This is a genomic window from Streptomyces sp. NPDC102490 (assembly GCF_044765285.1).
In the GTDB taxonomy this organism is placed as follows: Bacteria; Actinomycetota; Actinomycetes; order Streptomycetales; family Streptomycetaceae; genus Streptomyces.
Genome location: NZ_JBIWJU010000005.1, coordinates 279,487 through 298,440, shown reverse-complemented (window position 1 = coordinate 298,440; position 18,954 = coordinate 279,487). Strand labels below are relative to the sequence as shown.

Here is an 18,954-nt window from a genome sequence, read left to right as displayed (position 1 = left end):
CCCCGTTCCGCCCCTCGGCCGGTACGGACCACACCTCGGGATGCGGCAGGATGAGCCCTCGCGCCGGTCGAACTGCCTTGCGGTCGCGCCGGATCGCGCATCCCCGACATCCCGTAGGTTTGGAGACTGCCGGTGACCGAGGACCTGACCATGGACCACCTGCTGCCCGCAGGCATCGCGCTGGGCGCGGGCCTGCTGGGCGCGTTCCTGCTGCGGCTGCTGCTGCGCTGGCTGGCGGGCCATGCCGGGCGCACCCGCTGGGGCGGCGACGACGTGATCGTGGCCGCGCTGCGCACGGTGGCGCCGTGGGCGGCGGTCGCGGCCGGGGTGGCCGGTGCGGCGGCGGCGCTGCCGCTGACGCGGGCGGTGCAGCACGGTGTCAACCAGGTGCTGACGGTGCTGCTGATCTTCGTGGCGACGGTGACGGCGGCCCGGGTGATCGCCGGTCTGGTGCGCACGGTGACGAACTCGCGCTCCGGGGTCGCCGGGTCGGCCACGATCTTCGTCAACATCACCCGGATCCTGGTGCTGGCCATCGGCTTCCTGGTGATGCTGCAGACGCTGGGCGTCTCCATCGCGCCGATGCTGACCGCCCTGGGCGTGGGCGGGCTGGCGGTGGCGCTGGCCCTCCAGGACACGCTGGCCAATCTCTTCGCGGGCATTCACATCCTCGCCTCCAAGACCGTGCAGCCGGGTGACTACATCCAGCTCAGCAGCGGCGAGGAGGGGTACGTCGAGGACATCAACTGGCGCCAGACCACCGTGCGGGAGCTGTCCAACAACCTGGTGGTGATCCCCAACGGGCAGCTCGCGAAGTCGAACATGACCAACTTCATGCGGCCCGAGCAGCAGCTGACCGTGCTGGTCCAGGTCGGTGTCTCCTACGACAGTGACCTGGACCACGTGGAGCGGGTGACGGACGAGGTGATCGCCGAGGTGATGACCGAGGTCAGCGGCGCGGTGCCGGACCACGAGCCGGCGATCCGCTTCCACACCTTCGGCGACTCGCGGATCGGCTTCACCGTGATCCTGGGCGTGGGCGAGTTCAGCGACCAGTACCGGATCAAGCACGAGTTCATCAAGCGGCTGCACCGGCGCTACCGCGCGGAGGGCATCCGGATCCCGTCGCCCGCCCGTACGGTCGCGCTCCAGCAGGGGGCCGTGGTCTTCCCGCAGCAGCGCGCGGGCGAGGACGTCGTCCCGTTCGGCTGAGCGCGGCGTGGCCGGAATCTCCCCGCGACCCCTGTCGAGCCGGGGTCGATCACGAGATATCTTGATGTCGAGCAATGTTGCAGACGTGGAGCGGAGCACCCGGTGACTGACTCGACCATCATCTATACACACACTGACGAGGCCCCGGCCCTGGCGACGTATTCGTTCCTGCCGGTGGTCCGGGCGTACGCCTCGCAGGCGGGTGTCGCGGTCGAGACCCGCGACATCTCGCTGGCCGGCCGCATCATCGCCCTGTTCCCGGAGTACCTGACCGAGGACCAGCGCATCCCGGACGCCCTCGCGGAGCTGGGCGAGCTGGCCAAGACGCCCGCCGCCAACATCATCAAGCTGCCGAACATCTCGGCGTCCATCCCGCAGCTCAAGGCCGCCGTCGCGGAGCTTCAGGGCCAGGGCTACGCGCTGCCGTCCTACCCGGACGACCCGAAGACCGACGAGGAGCGCGACATCCGCGCCCGCTACGACAAGGTCAAGGGCTCCGCGGTCAACCCGGTCCTGCGCGAGGGCAACTCCGACCGCCGCGCCCCGGCCTCGGTGAAGAACTACGCCAAGACCCACCCGCACCGCATGGGCGCCTGGACCGCCGAGTCCAAGACGAACGTGGCGACCATGGGCGAGAACGACTTCCGTTCCACCGAGAAGTCCACGGTGATCGCCGAGGACGGCACCCTGCGGATCGAGCTGGTCGGCGACGACGGCACCACCACGGTGCTGCGCGAGTCGGTGCCGGTGAAGAAGGACGAGGTCGTCGACGCCTCCGTGCTGCGCGTCGCCGCGCTGCGCGAGTTCCTCACCGCGCAGGTCGCCCGCGCCAAGTCCGAGGGCATCCTGTACTCGGTGCACCTGAAGGCCACGATGATGAAGGTCTCCGACCCGATCATCTTCGGCCACGTGGTCCGCGCCTTCTTCCCGAAGACCTTCGCGCGGTACGGCGAGACGCTCGCCCAGGCCGGTCTCACCCCGAACGACGGCCTGGGCGGCATCTACAAGGGCCTGGAGTCCCTGCCCGAGGGCGCCGAGATCAAGGCGTCCTTCGACGCCGAGCTGGCCGAGGGCCCGGAGCTGGCCATGGTCGACTCCGACAAGGGCATCACCAACCTGCACGTGCCCTCGGACGTCATCATCGACGCCTCCATGCCGGCCATGATCCGCACCTCCGGCCACATGTGGGGCGCGGACGGCCAGGAGCACGACGCCCTCGCCGTGATCCCGGACTCCTCCTACGCCGGCGTGTACCAGGCCGTCATCGAGGACTGCCGCGCCAACGGCGCCTTCGACCCGTCGACGATGGGCTCCGTCCCGAACGTCGGCCTCATGGCGCAGAAGGCCGAGGAGTACGGCAGCCACGACAAGACCTTCGAGATCCCCACCACGGGCACGGTCCGCCTGGTCGACGCCGACGGCAACGCCGTGCTCGAGCAGACGGTCTCCGCCGGCGACATCTTCCGCGCCTGCCAGACCAAGGACGCCCCGATCCGCGACTGGGTGAAGCTGGCCGTCACCCGCGCCCGCGCCACCGGCGACCCGGCCGTCTTCTGGCTGGACGAGGGCCGCGCCCATGACGCCAACCTGATCGCCAAGGTCAAGGCGTACCTGACGGAGCACGACACCGAGGGCCTGGACATCCGGATCCTCAACCCGGTCGAGGCGACCAAGCTGTCGGTGGAGCGCATCCGCCGCGGCGAGAACACCATCTCCGTCACCGGCAACGTGCTGCGCGACTACCTGACCGACCTGTTCCCGATCCTGGAGCTGGGCACCAGCGCCAAGATGCTGTCGGTCGTCCCGCTGATGGCGGGCGGCGGCCTCTTCGAGACCGGTGCCGGCGGCTCGGCCCCGAAGCACGTGCAGCAGCTGGTCAAGGAGGACTACCTGCGCTGGGACTCCCTCGGCGAGTTCTTCGCCCTGGTGCCGTCCCTGGAGCAGTACGCGGAGGCCACCGGCAACGGCAAGGCCAAGGTCCTCGCCGACACCCTCGACCGCGCCACGGCGACCTTCCTCAACGAGGACAAGTCCCCGACCCGCCGCGTCGGCGGCATCGACAACCGCGGCAGCCACTTCTACCTGTCCCTGTACTGGGCGCAGGAGCTGGCGAAGCAGACCGACGACGCGGACCTGGCCAAGGCCTTCGCCCCGCTCGCCGAGACGCTCACCGCGAACGAGCAGAAGATCGTCGAGGAGCTGAACGCCGTCCAGGGCAAGCCGGCCGAGATCGGCGGCTACTACCAGCCCGACCCGGCCAAGGCCGCCAAGGTCATGCGCCCGTCCACCACCTGGAACGAGGCCCTGGCGTCCCTCGCCTGATCCCCGGGAGCCCCGCACGCCCCACGGCACCCCGTTTCCGCCCGGCGGAGACGGGGTGCCCGTCTGTCACCCCCCAGGCCTTCGGAGACTCCTCATGACCCACGCCCCCGCTTCCTTCGCCCTCGTCCCGGGGGCCGCCGACTCCCCCGTGATCCTGCACGTGCCGCACTCCTCCCGGGAGATTCCGGCCGACGTCCGCCCGGGCATCGTCCTGTCCGATGCGGAGCTGGAGCGGGAGCTGGACCACATGACCGATGCGCACACCGCGGAGATCGCCGGGCGGGCCGCCGAGCTGGCCGGTGTCACGCCCTGGCGGTTCGTGAACCGGGTGTCGCGGCTGGTCGTGGACCCGGAGCGGTTCCCGGACGAGCGGGAGGAGATGACCGCCGTCGGGATGGGCGCCGTGTACACGCGGACCTCGCACCGCGAGGTGCTGCGTCCCGAGGGCGCGGACCCCGCGCCGCTGATCGAGCGGTACTTCCGGCCCTACGCGCGGGCGATGACCGAGGCGGTCGCCGACCGGCTCGCGGTCACCGGCCGGGCCGTGATCGTCGACGTGCACTCCTACCCGGCCGAGCCGCTCCCCTACGAACTGCACGGTGCGGGCCCGCGCCCACCCGTCTGCCTGGGCACCGACGCCTTCCACACGCCGCCCGGACTGCTCGCCGCGGCCCGGGAGGCGTTCTCCCCGTGCGGGGAGACCGGACTGGACAGCCCGTTCGGCGGGACGTACGTACCGCTGGACTTCTACCGGACGCGGGCCGAGGTCGGCGCGCTGATGGTGGAGATCCGCCGGGACACCTACATGACGGAGCCGGGCGGCCCGGCCGGTCCCGGGCTGGACCGGCTCGCCGCGTCGCTCGCGGCGCTCGTGGACTCCGTCACCGCCTGACCACCGGCTGGAGCACTCCCGCGCGACAGCCGGGCGGGGGCGCGGCGAGGGTGGGGGGATGACGCAGGAGACCACCACGCTCACCGGCCAGTCGCCGCCCCCGGTGCGGGACTGGCCCGCCCTCGACCTGGACGGCCCGGAGTTCGACCCGGTCCTCGCCGAGCTGATGCGCGAGGGGCCGCTGACCCGCGTCCGGCTCCCGCACGGCGAGGGCTGGGCCTGGCTGGCGACCCGGTACGACGACGTGAAGGCGATCACCAACGATCCGCGTTTCGGCCGGGCCGAGGTGACGCAGCGTCAGATCACGCGGCTCGCCCCGCACTTCAAGCCGCGCCCCGGCTCGCTCGCCTTCGCCGACCAGCCCGACCACAACCGGCTGCGGCGCGCGGTCGCGGGCGCGTTCACCGTGGGCGCGGCGAAACGGCTGCGGCCCCGGGCGCAGGAGATCCTCGACGGGCTCGTGGACGGGGTCCTCTCCGAGGGGCCGCCGGCCGACCTGGTCGAGCGGGTCCTGGAGCCGTTCCCGATCACCGTCGTCAGCGAGGTGATGGGCGTACCGGCCGCCGACCGGGAGCGCGTGCACTCCTGGACCCGGCAGATCATCTCCACCTCCGGCGGCGCCGAGGCCGCCGAGCGGGCGAAACAGGGCCTGTACGGGTGGATCACCGAGACCGTCCGCGCCCGGTCCGGCAGCGAGGGCACCGACGTGTACGCGATGCTCGGTGCCGCCGTGGGCCGCGGCGAGGTCGGCGAGACGGAGGCCGTCGGGCTCGCCGGGCCGTTGCAGATCGGCGGCGAGGCCGTCACGCACAACGTCGGCCAGATGCTGTACCTGCTGCTCACCCGCCCCGAGCTGATGGCGCAGATGCGGGAGCGGCCCGAGGCGCGCGGCACGGCGCTGGACGAGCTGCTGCGCTGGATCTCGCACCGCACCTCGGTGGGCCTGGCCCGCATCGCCCTGGAGGACGTCGAGGTGCGCGGGACGCGCATCGCCGCCGGTGACCCCGTGTACGTCTCCTACCTGGCCGCCAACCGCGATCCGGACGTCTTCCCGGACCCGGACCGCATCGACCTGGACCGCGACCCCAACCCGCACCTGGCGTACGGCAACGGGCACCACTTCTGCACGGGCGCCGTGCTCGCCCGGATGCAGACCGAGCTGCTGGTCGACACGCTCCTCGACCGGCTGCCGGGGCTGCGGCTCGCGGTCCCGGCCGACCAGGTGGCCTGGCGCCGCAAGACCATGATCAGGGGACCGCGCACGCTGCCCTGCACCTGGTAGCCCCGCCACCCCGCACCCGGCGGACGGCAGCACGCGTCAGGCCCGCAGCCACTCCGTCACGACCACCTCCCGGCCGGTCCGCAGCCGCAGCGCGAACGGACCGGCGGGCGGGGCCTCGCCGGTGAACCGGCCCATGTCGTCGGCGGTCAGCCGGGCATGCGCCCGCGGGCCGCTCAGCACCTCGATCCCGGCCGGGCCCGGCGGCAGCAGCTGGCCGATCAGGCCCTGAGCGGTCACCTCGACGTCGACGGTCACCCCGTCCGACTGGAAGGTCAGCATCCGCGGCGGGTCCGCCTCCCCCCTGACGGGGATGCCGTCCACCAGCGAGTCGAAGGTCAGCTCGGCCACGCGGACGTCCAGGTCGCGCAGGGCGAAGGCGTCGACGGCGACCCGCCGCAGCTCGGCCGGGACCGGGTCCAGGATCGCGGCGGCCTGCCGCAGTTCCTCCTCCAGGAGACCGTCGTACAGCTCCCCGTCGCGGTCGTCGTACTCGTCGCGCCCGTCGTTGAGATCGCTCATTTGGTCCCCCGTGCCTCCAGCCGGGCCCGCAGCCGGCGCAGACAGCGCTGCCGCATCGGCCCGATGCTGCCCACCGCGATACCCAGCGCGGCGGACACCTCCTGATAACTGGGCGGTGGCGAGGAGATCAGCACCCGCAGCAACTGGCGGCACCGCTCGCCCAGTTCCTCGAACTCCTGCCACAGCAGCCGTACGCGCTCGGTCTGCGCGGCGGCCTCCTCGGAGTCGAGCACCGACTCCTCCGGCGTGTGGTCCTCGCTCGGCCGGTCGAGCAGCTGCGGATCGTCGGTCGGCGTCCACCGCCTGGCCGCCTTGAGCAGCTTCAGGCACTCGTGCCGTGCCGTGCTCGCCAGCCAGGAACCGGACTTCTCCGGTTCCCGGATCCGGCCCAGATGCTGGGCGAAGCGGAACCAGGCGGTCTGGTACACCTCGTGCGCGTCGGCGTCGGACAGCCCGTGCGACCTGGCCACCGACCACACCAGCGGACCGAGCCCGTCCACCAGCGATTTCCAGGCCGCCGCGTCCCCGTCGGCCGCCGACTGGACGAGCGCCCCGACCTCTGCACGGTCCACGGTCCCACCCCTCGTGTACGACCTGCCATCGTACGCCGTGGAGTGGACGGTTCCGACCGGGAGCAGACCGTTCACGACCCGCCCGCCGACGGGTCGACGGAGACCGGGCGCCAGGTGGGCGGCAGCAGCGCGGGCACGTGCGCCCCGCGCACCTCCGCGTACTCGGTGTTGGCCGCGAGCAGTTGCCGGCTCGCCGCGCGCGGGTCGGTCTCCTTGTGCGCCGTCATGTGGGAGGCGACAAGGCCCGCGACCACGGGGGTGGCGAAGGAGGTGCCGCTCCACTGCGCGTGCCCCTCGAACATCACCTGGTCCGGCTTGGCGGGCGCCTCGCCCGGCTCGCTCAGCACCCCGTTGTGCGGGGGGTACTGGCAGGTGCAGGGGTAGCTGAAACCGAACCGGCAGGCGTCGTAGGTGGAGTGCTGGTAGACGTACGGCACGGGTGTCCCGAAGCCGGTGAGGGCGCTGGTGAGGCGCTCGCCGGGGGCGTAGGCCCGCACCCAGCCGCCGTGGTTGCTGAAGCAGGCGCCGTACTCGCCGTCGGAGCGCAGCGCCCCGATCGACAGCACCGAGTCCTCCCAGCCGGGCAGGGTGGCGTAGGCGGCGGGCCAGAAGGGTGTGGCGCTGGCGTTGTTGCCCGCGGCGGCGACCAGCAGAGTGCGCTGGTCGCGCAGTTCCTCCATGAAGGCGTGCACGCCGAGCAGGCCGTCGGTGCGGCCGTTGGAGGTGCCGGCGGAGAGGCTGAGGACCTCGGGCCAGCCGCCGCGGTCGACGGCCTCGAAGAGCTTCTCGCCCAGCTCGGACTCCAGGATCGCGCCCGCGTCGTTCAGGGTGTTGCGGACGGTCACCTCGGTGTTGGGCGCGACGGCGGCGACCAGCCCGGCGATGAACGTGCCGTGCCCGACGTACTGGCACAGGACGCCGTCGTCGCCGCACTCCCTGATCTGGGCGTCGCCCTCGGTGTGGGCCAGCAGCGGGTAGGACCGGTAGTCGTGCATGAGACCGGTGTCGATGACGAGGACGCCGACGGCGGTCGCGGCGTCGTACGGGGTCCCGTCGGGGGCCGGGTTCGGCGGCTCGGTCAGCGGGACGGGCACGGGTTCGTCGCCGGGGCAGGCGTTGACGGCGATGGAGACGACGTGGTTGCGGCTGATCAGCCGGCGGCCCGCGCGGCCCTCCATGGTCCTGAGGGAGCGCAGGGCGTGGGCGACGGTGGGGTCGCCGCCGCCGTCGCCCTCGCCGGGGTCGGCGACCTGGATGCGGGTGATGCCGGTGCGGTTGGTCTCCGGGCTCGTCCGGCGCACGTGGTCCGGCGTCAGCCCGGCCATGGCGGTGAAGTGGTCGCGCACGGTATCCTCGACGAGGCGTGCCTCCTCGCCGTCGCGGGCGAGGACGACGCCCTTCTCGTAGAGGAACTCGGCGGAGTCGTCCGGTCCCATCGCCAGCGGAACGTCCGGCATCGAGCGCTGGATCTGGTCGAACTGCTCGCGGAATCGCTGTGGTGCCATGCTTGTCCTCCACTGGGGCGGTGGCGGTGACGACGTTCGGGGCCGCGGTCGTGACCGCGGACACGACCACGGTGGTGGCAGTGGTCGTCAATCAGAGTCCCGGAGCGGCCGATTGATACAGACTCGAACCTGTGTGGCGTGGTTCCGGAGCATTACCATCCGTGGGGTGACAGCGCGAGACGACCCGGTTCACGAACTGCTGCCGATGGTGTTCGCCGCCCCGGGCGAAGCGCTGACGCGGGCTCAGGAGGTGCTGCACGCCGATCCCTCGCCGCTGCACGCCTCGGTCGCCCATCAGGTGATCGGCATCTGGCAGCGGGACTTCGGCGACACCCGGCGGGCGCTGGCCCATCTGCGGCGCGCCCGCGACCTCGCCGCCCGCGCGGAGTCGGCCGAGCGGGAGGCGGACGTCCTGGCCACGCTCGGGGTCGCGCTGGTGCACGCCGGGCGTACCCGGGCCGGGCTGGCCGCGTTCGAGCGGGGCGTGGCGCGCGGGACCGGTCACACGCGCGCGCGGGTGCTGTACCGGCGGGCGTACGTGTGGTGGGTGCTCGGCCGGCACGGCGAGGCGCTGGTGGACGTACGGCGGGCGATCCCGGTGCTGCGGCAGGTCGACGACGTGATCTGGACGGCGCGGGCGCTGACGCTGCGGGCGACCGTGCACCTGGCCCAGGGCTCGGTGGAGCGGGCCAACGCCGACTTCACGGCGGCGGAGGCGCTGTGGGACACCACGGGCCAGGAGCACGACAAGGCCGACGCGGTGGAGAGCCGGGGGCTGGCGGCGTTCCGCGCCGGTGACGTGCCCGCGGCGCTGCGGTTGCTGGACGAGGCGGAGGAGCGGTACGCGAAGCTGGGCACGCCGACGTTCATGCTCACCATCCGGCGCTGCGAGGTGCTGATGGCGGCGGGGCTGGCCACCGAGGCGCTGGCGGAGGCGGACGGGGCGATCGCGGCGCTGGACGGGATGGGCGGGCAGTCCACCCGCAAGGCGGAGTTGCTGCTGGTGGCCGCGCGGGCGGCCCGGCTGGCGGACGAGCCGCGGACCGCGCTCGCGCGCGCGGCCGTCGCGGTGCGGCTGTTCGCCGGGCAGCGGCGTACCTGGTACGAGACGCACGCCCGGCTGGTGCTGATCGAGGCGCGGGTCGCCACGGGGCGCGGGTCGGGGCGGCTGGTCGCGGACGCGGCGGCGGTGGCGGAGCGGCTGGCGGCCTTCGGTGCGCCCGCCGCGCCGGAGGCCTCGCTGCTCGCGGGGCGCATCGCGCTGGACCTCGGCTGGACGGCGGACGCGGAACGGCATCTGGCGGTGGCCGCGCGCAGCCGGCACAGCGGACCGCCACTGGCGCGGATGACGGGCTGGGCGGCGCAGGCGCTGCGGGCGCGGGCGGCGGGGTCGGCGCGGGGGGTTCTGGAGGCCTGCCGACGCGGGCTCGACGTCCTCGACGACCACCGGATGACGCTGGGCGCCTCGGAGCTGCGGGCCCGGGCCACGGCGCAGGGCGCGGAGCTGGCGGCGCTGGCGCAGCGGGCGTCCCTGGTCTCGGGCGGGCCGCGGCGGCTGCTGGGCTGGAGCGAGCGCTGGCGGGCGACGGTGCTGGCGGCGCCGCCGACCCGGCCGCCGGCCGATCCGGTGCTGCTGACCGCCATGACGGCGTTCCGGGAACTCGCCGCCCGCGCGGAGGAGGCCCGCACCGACGGCGGGCGGCCCGCTCCCGCCCTGGAGCGCGAACAGCGGCGCCTGGAGCGGGAGATCCGCTCCCGCACCCTGCACATGCGGGGCGAGGCGCCCGGCGACGGCGACCGGTTCGACGTGGCGCGGCTGCTGCGGCGGCTGGGCGACGAGGTGCGGCTGGTGGAGCTGGCGGTGCTCGACGGGCGGGTGCACGTGCTGCTGTGCGGGCAGGGGCGGGTGCGGCGGTTCGAGGCCGGGCTGCTGGCCGAGGCGGAGGTCGAGGCCGAGCACGTCCAGGCCGGGCTGCGGCGGCTGGCCCATCCGGGGGCCGAGGCGCGGCTGCCGCTGGTGGAGGCGGCCGGCGCCCGGCTCCAGCACCTCCTGCTGGGGCCCGCCGCGGCGCACCTCGGTTCGGGTCCGGTCGTCGTGGTCCCGCCGGGCCGGCTGCACCGGGTGCCGTGGGCGCTGCTGCCCGCCCTGCGGGAAAGGGTCCTGAGCGTGTCGCCGTCGGCGAGCAGCTGGCTGCGCGCGAGGGACACCGCTCCCCCGCCCGGCGGCCGCCAGCTCCTGGTCCGCGGCCCCGGCCTCGCCAGCGGCGGCGCCGAGGTCCCCGAACTCTCCGAGCGCTACGCCGGCCTGCGAACACCGGGAGGCGCCGGGACGGGCACCCCATCGCCCGGGCCCCCGACGGGCGGGCGGGACCGGAGGGACCACGGGGAGCCGTCCGGGACGCATGAGGCACCACCGCGCGACGGGCGGGACCGGGGCGAGCGTAACGACACGGCTGTGGCATGGGCGGCGGCGCCGCGCGGTCGGCAGGAGCACGGCGAGCCGACCGGCACCCGCGGCACACCGCCGCACGAGGGTCCGGCCGGGGCGGGCGGCGGCACGACACGCGTTCACCCGCGCGCCGGCGACGAAGGCAGCGGCGGGGAGACCGCTCGACGGGAACGTGACGGTACGGAACGGCCCGGCGGCGGGCGGCCCGGGCTCTCGGACGTGCCGGAGGGCGGCACCACCGCACACGGCGCGACCGTTGTGCCGGAGAGCGACGCCGCACGTGGTGCGACCACCCTGCCGGAGGGCGGCGCCCCCGCACACGGCGCGACCATCCCGCCGGAGAGCGACGCCACCGTACGCGGCGCGACCGCCCTGCCGGAGAGCGACGCCCCCGCACACGGCGCGACCATCCCGCCGGAGAGCGACGCCACCGTACGCGGCGCGACCGCCCTGCCGGAGAGCGACGCCACCGTACGCGGCGCGACCGCCCTGCCGGAGGGCGGCACCACCGCACACGGCGCGACCGTCACGCCGGAGGGCGACGCCCCCGCACACGGCACGACCGACCTGCCGGAGGGCGACGCCGTCGCACGCGGTGTGACCGTCGTGCTGGAGGGGGACGACGCGCGGGTGCCGCGGGTGCTGCGGGAGTTGGACGGGGCCGCCCTGGCGCACATCGCGGCGCACGGGACCTTCCGTGCTGACAGCCCCCTGTTCTCGTCGCTGCGGATGGCGGACGGGCCGCTGATCGTGCACGACTTCGAGCGGCTCGACCGCAGCCCGTACCGGATCATCCTGCCCTGCTGCGACACCGCGCGCTTCGCGTCGGTCGGCGCCGACGAACTGCTGGGCCTGGTCACCGCGCTGCTGCCGCTGGGCACGGCCGGGGTGGTGGCGTGCACCGCGCCGGTCAACGACGCCGCGGTGGTGCCGCTGATGCTCGCGCTGCACAAGGGGCTGGACGCGGGGCTGTCCCTGGCGGAGGCGCTGCGCGACGCGCGGGCCGCGCTGCCGGGCGACGCGGTGCACCAGGCGACGGGTTGGGCCTTCTCGGCCTTCGGCGCGGCCTGAATGCCGGTGCCCGGTACCCGGTATCCGGTATCCGGTATCCGGATCAGGCGGGTTGGGCCTCGGGCAGTTCCACGAGCCAGGGCAGGGCGCCGCGGTCGCCCGCGCCGAGGCGGGTGTAGGCGCCGTACAGGTGGTTGCCGACGGTGCGGACGGAGAGGGTCAGCTGCTCCGCGATCTGCCGGTTGCTCAGGCCCGCGGCGGCGAGCGTGACGACCTGCCGCTGCCGGGCGGTGAGTTCGCCGAGCACCAGGCCGGACAGCGCGGGGGTGCGGGCGCCCTGGCAGCGCCGGGCGAGGGCCGCGGCCCGGGTCCGGGCGGTGCGCGCGGCCCGCGGGTCGCGGTGGGCGCCCACCGCCTGGGCGCTCGCCTCGGCCGCGAACAGCAGGAAGCCGCGCCGCTCCAACTCCTCGGCGACCCGGTCGAGTGCTGGTCCGTCCGCCCGCGCGAGGGCGTCGGCGTGCGCGGCGAAGACGCCGGTCAGCCGGCCCGCCACCCGCTCCGGTACGCCGAGCCGCACGGCGTCGTACGGGTCGCCCCGGCCGGCCGTGCGGACCGCCTCGCCGAGGTCGCCGCGCGCGGCGGCGGCCCAGGTGACGGCGGCCGCCCCCTCGGCGCCCGGCACGCCGTCGCCCGACTGCGCGGTGGCCAGGGCGAGTTCGGTGCGGCAGTCCGGATCGCCGTGGTGGGTCCGCAGGCCCTCGCGGGCCCAGGCCGCGGCCTCGCGCAGCCGTCCGCGCAGCCGCGCGTACCGGGCCCGCAGCGCCGCGTACCGGGCCGGCAGCGGCGCTCCCTCGGCGACCAGCCACTCCCCCACGGGCGCCGCGACCGCCCGTACGTCGGCCTGCTCGATGCGCAGGGCGAGCGCGGCCCGCTCCGCCTCCAGGGCGGGACCGGTCCGGTCCGGGGTGCGAGCCAGCCGCCGGGCCCGCAGCCGGCCCGCGGCGGCGCGCAGCACCGGGCCGTGCAGGGGGTGCGCGAGCCGGGTGGCGCCGTGGTCGTCGACGGTGACCAGGCCCTCGGCCTCCAGGTTCTCCAGGGCCCGTACGTCGAGGGCGTCCCGGTCCAGGTCCAGGGGCAGGGGCTCGGCGAAGGCGAGGCGTTCGAGCGTCTCCCGTTCCCCGGTGCGGGGGCGGTCGAGGACGTGGGCGGTGTGCTCGCGGACCGCCGGGGTGACCGGCACCGGTCCTCGCCACGCCCGCTGGTCCGTGTCCGGCACCCGCACCAGCCGGCCGGCCTCGCGCACGGCGGTCAGCAGGTCGCGCAGCAGCCGCAGGTCCCCGCGGCCCAGGCGGTGCAGCCGGTCGACGGTGAGCGGCTCCAGGGCGGTGTCCGTGCCGGCCGTGAGCAGTTCGGCGGTCTCCTCGCGGGGCAGCGGCTCCAGGGCGAGGCGCGGCAGCAGCTCGCCGGACCACAGCCGGGACACCGCGTCCGGCACGGCGGCGCCGTCGGTGGCGACGACCAGGAGGCGGGTGCGGCCGTGCACGGCGAGCTGGTGCACGAGGGCGGCGGAGGCGCCGTCGAGCAGGTGGGCGTCGTCGACCAGCAGCAGCCGTACGCCGGACAGGAGGCGGACCGCGCGGTGCAGGGTGACCCGTTCGGGCAGCAGGTGGGCGAAGGCGGCGAAGGGGATGTCCCGCGTCTCGGGCGTCCCGGCGGCCCGGACGCAGTCGGTGCCGCGCACGGCCTCCGTCACGAGCCTGGTCTTGCCCGCGCCCGCCGGGCCGGTCACCACGAGGCCGCCCCGGCCGGCTGCCACGGACCTGCGCACCAGCTCCAGTTCGTCCGCCCGGCCGGTGAACGGCCAGGGCGTCTCCAGCCTCTTCGCGTCCCGCAGAGAAGTCGTCACGGCAACATGAGTCGACATACTCACCCCTGATACAGGGGGAGTTGAGTACCCCCCGACTCAGGCGCCGGGGCCGGTCCGGACGGCACCCTGATCACCATGACCGCACGCTACTGCTCGCTCGCGCAGCAGCCCGCCCCCGTGCTCCCACCGGGGCTGGCGGTCGAGCGTGTCGCCGCGCTCGTCGGCGGGCAGCGGATGTGGGTCAACGGAACCGTGCTGCACTACTGCTTCCTCGGGGGCGACACCGACACCTCGGTGGTCCCGATGCCGGGCACCGGGCGGCCCCGCCGGGGGTCGTGGGTGGGGACCGAGGAGCAGCGGGACGTGGTGCGCGACTGCTTCCGGGAGTGGCGGGACCTCGGTATCGGGCTCGTCCTCGAAGAGGTCCGCGACCGGTCGGAGGCGGAGCTGCGCATCGGCTTCCAGCCCGGCGACGGGTCCTGGTCCGCGGTGGGCAAGGACGCGCTGGGGGTCGGTCTCAACGACCGTACGATGAACTTCGGCTGGGACCTGACCGCACCGGGTGAGCGGGCGACCGCCCTGCACCAGATCGGGCACGCGCTCGGCATGCTGCACGAGCACCAGAGCCCCTTCGCGGGCATCCTCTGGGACGACGAGGCCGTCTACGCCGAGCTGGCGGGCCCGCCCAACCACTGGAGCCGGGAGCGGACCTTCCACAACATCCTGCGCACGCTGGACGACGACGAGGCCAACGGCCCGGTCTGGGACCCGCAGTCGATCATGGAGTACCCGTTCCCCTCGGGGCTGATCCTGGAGCCCGAGCACTACCGCTCCGGCCTGCACCCGCCCGGTACCCTCTCCGCCGCCGACAAGGAGTTCGCCCTGCGCTGGTACCCGCCCACCGGCCGGCCCGGTCCGCTGGTGCCGTTCCGTTCGGTGCCGTTGGGTCTCGGGCCCGGCGAGCAGGCCGACTTCCGCGTGGACCCGCCGGAGACCCGCGAGTACACCGTGGGCACCTTCGGTGACAGCGACGCCGTCGTCGTCGTGTTCGAGGAGCGGGACGGCGTGCCCCGCTACTTCGCCGGACAGGACGACGGGGGAACGCCCCGCAACGCCACGATCAGGGCCCGTTTCGTCAAGGGCCGCCGCTATGTCGTCCGGGTGCGTCTGTACTCCTCGTGGGGTGCGGGCGAGACGGCGGTCATGTACTGGTGACCGCGCGGCTCACGAGCACCCGGGCGCCGTGGCCACGGACCGGCGCCGGGGGCCGGCCGCGGCGCGCGCCGCCTTCGGGGGAGGGCGACGCGCGCCGCGGCACACGCCGTGTCCGCCGCTGGGGGGCGGCGGACACGGCGACTTCCCGACGTTCCGTCGCGTCAGCCGGCACCGCCCGCGAGGGGGTGGCCGAAGGCCGGGTGGGCGGTCAGGCGCCGGAGGTGGGACCACAGGGCGGGGTAATCGTGCGCGCGCCGCGGGGTGTCGCGCCGGACGAGGGCCGCCCACACCTCGACGTCGGCGGCGGTGAGCCGGTCGCCCACCACGTGGGAGTGCGCGGTCAGACGCCGTTCCAGCAGGTCCAGCACGCCGGGCAGCGCCGCGGGGTCGGCGGCCCGGGCACACAGCTCCTCCACGGCGGCGATCTCCGCCTCCGCGCCGCGGGGATACAGCACCGGACCGGCGGCGGGGGTGAAGGACCGGGCGAGGTCGCGCATGATGTCGCGCGCGTGCGTGCTCACGATCCGGCCCGACCAGCCGTCGCTGAGCACCGGCGCGACGGCCGGGCCCCGGTAGTGGTGGGCGCTCGCCTCGTACAGCGGCCGCAGGGCGGCGTATCCGCCGTCGGGACAGTCGGGGCGCGGGGGCAGGAGGGTCACCGGACAGATCTCGTCCAGGCCGAGGAGGCGGTGCACGACGGCGATGCCGAGACAGGCGTCGTGACCGGGCGCGAGGTGGAGGCGGTAGCGGCGCGGCACGGCGTAGTGGCCGCTGTTCGGGTCGCGGCCGATCCGGCCGCGGAAGGCGGGGGCAGGGACGAGCGGTGTGACGGTCATGATTCTCCCCGGAGTTTCCCTACCTAATCACTAGGATTACTGGGGAAGTGTCGACCGGTGCCGAGGACGCGTCAAGAGGGTGTCCGCCCACCAAGAAACCGCCGGGACGGGGCACCACGACAAAAGGGCCCCCGCGAGCTTTCGCCCGCGAAGACCCTTCACCACCGTCGGGACGACAGGATTTGAACCTGCGACCCCTTGACCCCCAGTCAAGTGCGCTACCAAGCTGCGCCACGTCCCGGTGCGCCATCCGCGTTTTCCGTGATCGCGCTGGTCAAGCCTACCCCATCCGCGCGGTGGGACGGAGGGCCGGAGGGATGATCACATTGCGAGACGCCGTTGCGTCACGTCACCCACCAGGCGTTGTCTCGCACGGTGCGTACCGAAAGAACCGCAAAGACCGAACGCGACGAACACCTGGATGACGACGCCACCGGCGACCGCTCCGCGCGGCGCGCCGTGACCGTCTTCCCGCTCCTCGTCCTCCTGGCCGGCGCCCTCGGCCTGCTGCTCCCCGGGAGTTTCACCGGGTGGGGCGAGGCGGTGCCGTACCTGCTGGGTGTCGTGATGTTCTGCATGGGCATCACCATGACCCCGGAGGACTTCCGCGGAGTCGTGAAGCGCCCCTGGGCGGTGGCGCTCGGGCTCGTCGCGCACTACGTCATCATGCCGGGGCTCGGCTGGGCCATCGCCCACCTGCTCGACCTGCCGCCGCAGCTCGCCGCCGGTGTCATCCTGGTGGGCTGCGCGCCCAGCGGTACGGCCTCCAACGTGGTGACCTACCTGGCCCGCGGCGACGTCGCCCTGTCCGTCTCGGTGGCGACCGTGTCCACGCTGGTCGCCCCGCTGGTCACCCCGCCGCTGACGCTGCTGCTGGCCGGCGAGTACCTCCCGGTGGACGCCGGGTCCATGGTCACCGACATCCTCAAGACGGTGCTGCTGCCGGTCCTCGCGGGCGTCGTCGTACGGCTGCTCGCGGGGCGGTACGTGCGGCGGGCGCTGCCGGCGCTGCCCTGGCTGTCCGCGCTGACGATCTCCGTGATCGTGGCGGTCGTCGTGGCGGGCAGCGCGGACGCCATCAAGTCGGCCGCGGGGCTGGTGTTCGTCGCCGTCGTACTGCACAACGGGCTGGGTCTGGCCCTCGGCTACGGCGCGGGACGCCTCGGGCGGCTGGGCGAGCCCGGCAGCCGCGCCATGGCCTTCGAGGTCGGCATGCAGAACTCCGGCCTCGCCGCGTCGCTGGCCACCGCCCACTTCAGCCCGCTGGCCGCGTTGCCGGCGGCGGTGTTCTCCGTCTGGCACAACGTGTCCGGTGCGGTGGTCGCCGCGTGGATGTCGCGCCGGGGGCGGTGATACGACCTGCGGTCGGCTGAGCGGGGAGCGCCGTTTCGCCCAGGGCGGTGGCCGGCTGCGGGTGCGTTGTGGCTGGTCGCGCCCCCCGCGCGGCCGGTCGGGCCGGCTGTCGTGCGCAGGGCCGCTGTGCCGAGCATCCGGCCCGCCGCGCGCCGTGGGCCCCCGCGTGGCCGCGACGAAGTGTCCGCCCGGCGGGCCGGACGCCCCACACCCTGTCTCCCCCGGCGCCCCGCGGGCCCTGGTTAACGTCGCGGCATGACCCACAGCTTCGTTGTCCACGTCCCCGACGCCGAGCTCGAACCCGAGCCGCTCGACCCCGCCCAGATCGTGTCCGGCACCCCCGAGGTGACCGGCAAGGTGGTCTGGGAGTCGCCGGACGGGCGCCGGGTGCGCGGCATCTGGCAGATCACCCCGGGCGTGGTCACCGACACCGAGGCGGACGAGATGTTCATCGTGCTCAGCGGCTCGGCCACCATCGAGGTGGCGGGCGGTCCGACGCTCACGGTCGGGCCGGGCGACCTGGCCGTACTGCGCGAGGGCGACCGTACGACGTGGACGGTGCACGAGACGCTGCGCAAGGCGTACGCGATCGACCTCGGCCGGCCCTGAGGCCGGTCGTCCCGGGTCTTCCGGCTTTGTCCTGTCAAAAGGTTGACATGATGCCGACGCCCGCCCAGGGTGGCCTCGGACAGATCACGCAGACAGAACACGAAGACAGTTCACGGACAGGTCCGAAGAGGGGCGCTCATGGTCGAGGCACTCGGTGTCGCCGTCGTCGGTTTCGGCTGGATGGGCCGGGTGCACACCCAGGCGTACGCCCGGGTCCGCCACCACTATCCGCACCTCGCGCTGCGCCCGGAGTTGGTGACGGTCGCCGAGGAGGTGCCGGGGCGGGCCGAGGAGGCCGCCGCGCAGTTCGGGTTCGCCTCGACGACCCGCGACTGGCGCGAGGTGGCGGCGGACCCGCGGGTGCGCGCGGTCAGCATCACGGCCCCCAACTTCCTGCACCGCGAGATCGCCGTCGCGATGGCCGCGGCCGGCAAGCACATCTGGGTGGAGAAGCCGGTCGGCCTGTCCGCCGACGACGCGCGGGCGGTGGCGGACGCGGTGGCCGAGGCCGGTGTGCAGGGCGCGGTCGGCTTCAACTACCGCAACGCCCCCGCCGTGGAGACCGCCCGCGACCTGATCGCGGCCGGCGAGATCGGCAGCGTCACCCATGCCCGCATCCGCCTCTTCAGCGACTACGCGGCGCACCCGGAAGGCGCGCTGACCTGGCGCTACGAGCGGGAGCGCGGCGGCAGCGGAGTGCTCGGCGACCTGGCCTCGCACGGCGCGGACCTGGCCCGGTTCCTGCTCGGCGACATCGCGTCGCTGACCGCCGACACGGCGGTCTTCCTGCCGGAGCGGGCCCGTCCCGCCGCCGCCACCGCCGGTCACGCGCGGGCCGCGGGCGGCGAGTTGGGGCCGGTCGAGAACGAGGACTACGTCAACTGCCTGCTGCGCTTCGCCTCCGGCGCCCGCGGTGTCCTGGAGGCCTGCCGGGTCTCCGTCGGCGAGCAGAACAACTACGGCTTCGAGGTGCACGGCACCAGGGGCGCGGTGTTCTGGGACTTCCGCCGCATGAACGAACTGGGCGTCAGCCGCGGCACCGCGTACCAGGACCAGCCGGTCGGCACCGTGTACGTCGGCCCCGGGCACGGCGAGTTCGCCGCCTTCCAGCCGGGGGCCGCGAACGCCATGGGGTACGACGACCTGAAGGTGGTCGAGGCCCACCGCTTCCTGCGCTCGATCGCGGAGGGCACGCCGTACGGCGCCACCCTGGCGGACGCCGTGCACAGCGCGGCCGTGCTGGAGGCCATGGCGCGGTCGGCGGAGCGCGGCACCTGGGTCAGCCCCGAGACGTCCGGGTGACGGCGCCG

General features: G+C 74.3%; 14 protein-coding genes and 1 tRNA gene. 9 read left to right on the top strand and 6 right to left on the bottom strand.

Annotated features, from left to right (window positions below):
• The first annotated feature begins 150 nt into the window (after positions 1 to 150).
• The 4 genes from ACIRGB_RS13080 (at position 151) to ACIRGB_RS13065 (ending at position 5,708) form a co-directional block, all read left to right on the top strand.
• Positions 151 to 1,212, top strand: coding sequence for a mechanosensitive ion channel family protein (locus ACIRGB_RS13080; protein ID WP_403863463.1), 1,062 nt, complete (start codon positions 151 to 153; stop codon positions 1,210 to 1,212).
• A gap of 102 nt (positions 1,213 to 1,314) precedes the next feature.
• A complete protein-coding gene (locus tag ACIRGB_RS13075; RefSeq protein WP_403862754.1) occupies positions 1,315 to 3,534 on the top strand; it encodes an NADP-dependent isocitrate dehydrogenase in 2,220 nt (739 codons plus the stop codon).
• A 94-nt stretch (positions 3,535 to 3,628) separates the two neighbouring features.
• The gene (locus ACIRGB_RS13070; RefSeq protein WP_403862751.1) at positions 3,629 to 4,426 is read left to right on the top strand and encodes an N-formylglutamate amidohydrolase; all 798 of its coding nucleotides are present in this window, start codon (positions 3,629 to 3,631) and stop codon (positions 4,424 to 4,426) included.
• A 58-nt stretch (positions 4,427 to 4,484) separates the two neighbouring features.
• Positions 4,485 to 5,708, top strand: coding sequence for a cytochrome P450 (locus ACIRGB_RS13065; protein ID WP_403862748.1), 1,224 nt, complete (start codon positions 4,485 to 4,487; stop codon positions 5,706 to 5,708).
• A gap of 36 nt (positions 5,709 to 5,744) precedes the next feature.
• Here ACIRGB_RS13065 and ACIRGB_RS13060 read toward each other — a convergent pair whose 3' ends face one another.
• The 3 genes from ACIRGB_RS13060 to ACIRGB_RS13050 form a co-directional block, all read right to left on the bottom strand.
• On the bottom strand, positions 5,745 to 6,227 hold the full coding sequence (locus tag ACIRGB_RS13060) for a hypothetical protein (protein ID WP_403862745.1): 483 nt from the start codon (positions 6,225 to 6,227) through the stop codon (positions 5,745 to 5,747).
• Positions 6,224 to 6,799 carry an RNA polymerase sigma factor gene (locus ACIRGB_RS13055; protein WP_403862742.1) on the bottom strand — a complete coding sequence of 192 codons (576 nt, stop codon included), beginning with the start codon at positions 6,797 to 6,799 and terminating at the stop codon, positions 6,224 to 6,226. The genes ACIRGB_RS13060 and ACIRGB_RS13055 overlap by 4 nt, the downstream gene beginning before the upstream one ends.
• A 71-nt stretch (positions 6,800 to 6,870) precedes the next feature.
• A complete protein-coding gene (locus ACIRGB_RS13050) occupies positions 6,871 to 8,304 on the bottom strand; it encodes a S8/S53 family peptidase (protein ID WP_403862739.1) in 1,434 nt (477 codons plus the stop codon).
• Between the two features lie 205 nt (positions 8,305 to 8,509).
• On the opposite strand from ACIRGB_RS13050, the gene ACIRGB_RS13045 reads away from it, so the two are divergent.
• Positions 8,510 to 11,824, top strand: a complete 3,315-nt coding sequence (locus tag ACIRGB_RS13045) for a CHAT domain-containing protein (RefSeq protein ID WP_403863460.1) — start codon at positions 8,510 to 8,512, stop codon at positions 11,822 to 11,824.
• A gap of 43 nt (positions 11,825 to 11,867) precedes the next feature.
• Here the strand turns inward: ACIRGB_RS13045 and ACIRGB_RS13040 are convergent, their stop codons facing one another.
• Positions 11,868 to 13,688, bottom strand: a complete 1,821-nt coding sequence (locus ACIRGB_RS13040; protein ID WP_403862736.1) for a LuxR C-terminal-related transcriptional regulator — start codon at positions 13,686 to 13,688, stop codon at positions 11,868 to 11,870.
• Between the two features lie 78 nt (positions 13,689 to 13,766).
• On the opposite strand from ACIRGB_RS13040, the gene ACIRGB_RS13035 reads away from it, so the two are divergent.
• Positions 13,767 to 14,846, top strand: a complete 1,080-nt coding sequence (locus ACIRGB_RS13035) for a hypothetical protein (RefSeq protein WP_403862733.1) — start codon at positions 13,767 to 13,769, stop codon at positions 14,844 to 14,846.
• A gap of 161 nt (positions 14,847 to 15,007) precedes the next feature.
• Here ACIRGB_RS13035 and ACIRGB_RS13030 read toward each other — a convergent pair whose 3' ends face one another.
• Together ACIRGB_RS13030 and ACIRGB_RS13025 are read right to left on the bottom strand one after the other, a co-directional pair.
• The gene (locus ACIRGB_RS13030) at positions 15,008 to 15,682 is read right to left on the bottom strand and encodes a glutathione S-transferase C-terminal domain-containing protein (RefSeq protein WP_403862730.1); all 675 of its coding nucleotides are present in this window, start codon (positions 15,680 to 15,682) and stop codon (positions 15,008 to 15,010) included.
• Positions 15,683 to 15,849: 167 nt separating this feature from the next.
• Positions 15,850 to 15,923: transfer RNA gene (locus ACIRGB_RS13025), tRNA-Pro, on the bottom strand.
• Positions 15,924 to 16,057: 134 nt separating this feature from the next.
• Between ACIRGB_RS13025 and ACIRGB_RS13020 the strand changes: the two genes are divergently transcribed.
• The 3 genes from ACIRGB_RS13020 (at position 16,058) to ACIRGB_RS13010 (ending at position 18,946) form a co-directional block, all read left to right on the top strand.
• The gene (locus tag ACIRGB_RS13020; RefSeq protein ID WP_403862727.1) at positions 16,058 to 17,035 is read left to right on the top strand and encodes a bile acid:sodium symporter family protein; all 978 of its coding nucleotides are present in this window, start codon (positions 16,058 to 16,060) and stop codon (positions 17,033 to 17,035) included.
• A 255-nt stretch (positions 17,036 to 17,290) separates the two neighbouring features.
• Entirely contained in the window at positions 17,291 to 17,644 is a 354-nt protein-coding gene (locus tag ACIRGB_RS13015) for a cupin domain-containing protein (RefSeq protein ID WP_403862724.1), read from the top strand.
• A gap of 138 nt (positions 17,645 to 17,782) precedes the next feature.
• Positions 17,783 to 18,946 (top strand): Gfo/Idh/MocA family protein, encoded by a 1,164-nt coding sequence (locus ACIRGB_RS13010; protein WP_403862721.1) that lies wholly within the window; start codon positions 17,783 to 17,785, stop codon positions 18,944 to 18,946.
• The last annotated feature ends 8 nt before the right edge of the window (positions 18,947 to 18,954 follow it).

Excerpts from the sequence above, each read along its gene's own strand:
- ACIRGB_RS13080 (WP_403863463.1), top strand. The coding sequence starts at position 151 with ATGGACCACCTGCTGCCCGCAGGCATCGCGCTGGGCGCGGGCCTGCTG.
- ACIRGB_RS13070 (WP_403862751.1), top strand. The coding sequence starts at position 3,629 with ATGACCCACGCCCCCGCTTCCTTCGCCCTCGTCCCGGGGGCCGCCGAC.
- ACIRGB_RS13065 (WP_403862748.1), top strand. The coding sequence starts at position 4,485 with ATGACGCAGGAGACCACCACGCTCACCGGCCAGTCGCCGCCCCCGGTG.
- ACIRGB_RS13060 (WP_403862745.1), bottom strand. The coding sequence starts at position 6,227 with ATGAGCGATCTCAACGACGGGCGCGACGAGTACGACGACCGCGACGGG.
- ACIRGB_RS13050 (WP_403862739.1), bottom strand. The coding sequence starts at position 8,304 with ATGGCACCACAGCGATTCCGCGAGCAGTTCGACCAGATCCAGCGCTCG.
- ACIRGB_RS13045 (WP_403863460.1), top strand. The coding sequence starts at position 8,510 with ATGGTGTTCGCCGCCCCGGGCGAAGCGCTGACGCGGGCTCAGGAGGTG.
- ACIRGB_RS13040 (WP_403862736.1), bottom strand. The coding sequence starts at position 13,688 with ATGTCGACTCATGTTGCCGTGACGACTTCTCTGCGGGACGCGAAGAGG.
- ACIRGB_RS13035 (WP_403862733.1), top strand. The coding sequence starts at position 13,767 with ATGACCGCACGCTACTGCTCGCTCGCGCAGCAGCCCGCCCCCGTGCTC.
- ACIRGB_RS13030 (WP_403862730.1), bottom strand. The coding sequence starts at position 15,682 with ATGACCGTCACACCGCTCGTCCCTGCCCCCGCCTTCCGCGGCCGGATC.
- ACIRGB_RS13015 (WP_403862724.1), top strand. The coding sequence starts at position 17,291 with ATGACCCACAGCTTCGTTGTCCACGTCCCCGACGCCGAGCTCGAACCC.
- ACIRGB_RS13010 (WP_403862721.1), top strand. The coding sequence starts at position 17,783 with ATGGTCGAGGCACTCGGTGTCGCCGTCGTCGGTTTCGGCTGGATGGGC.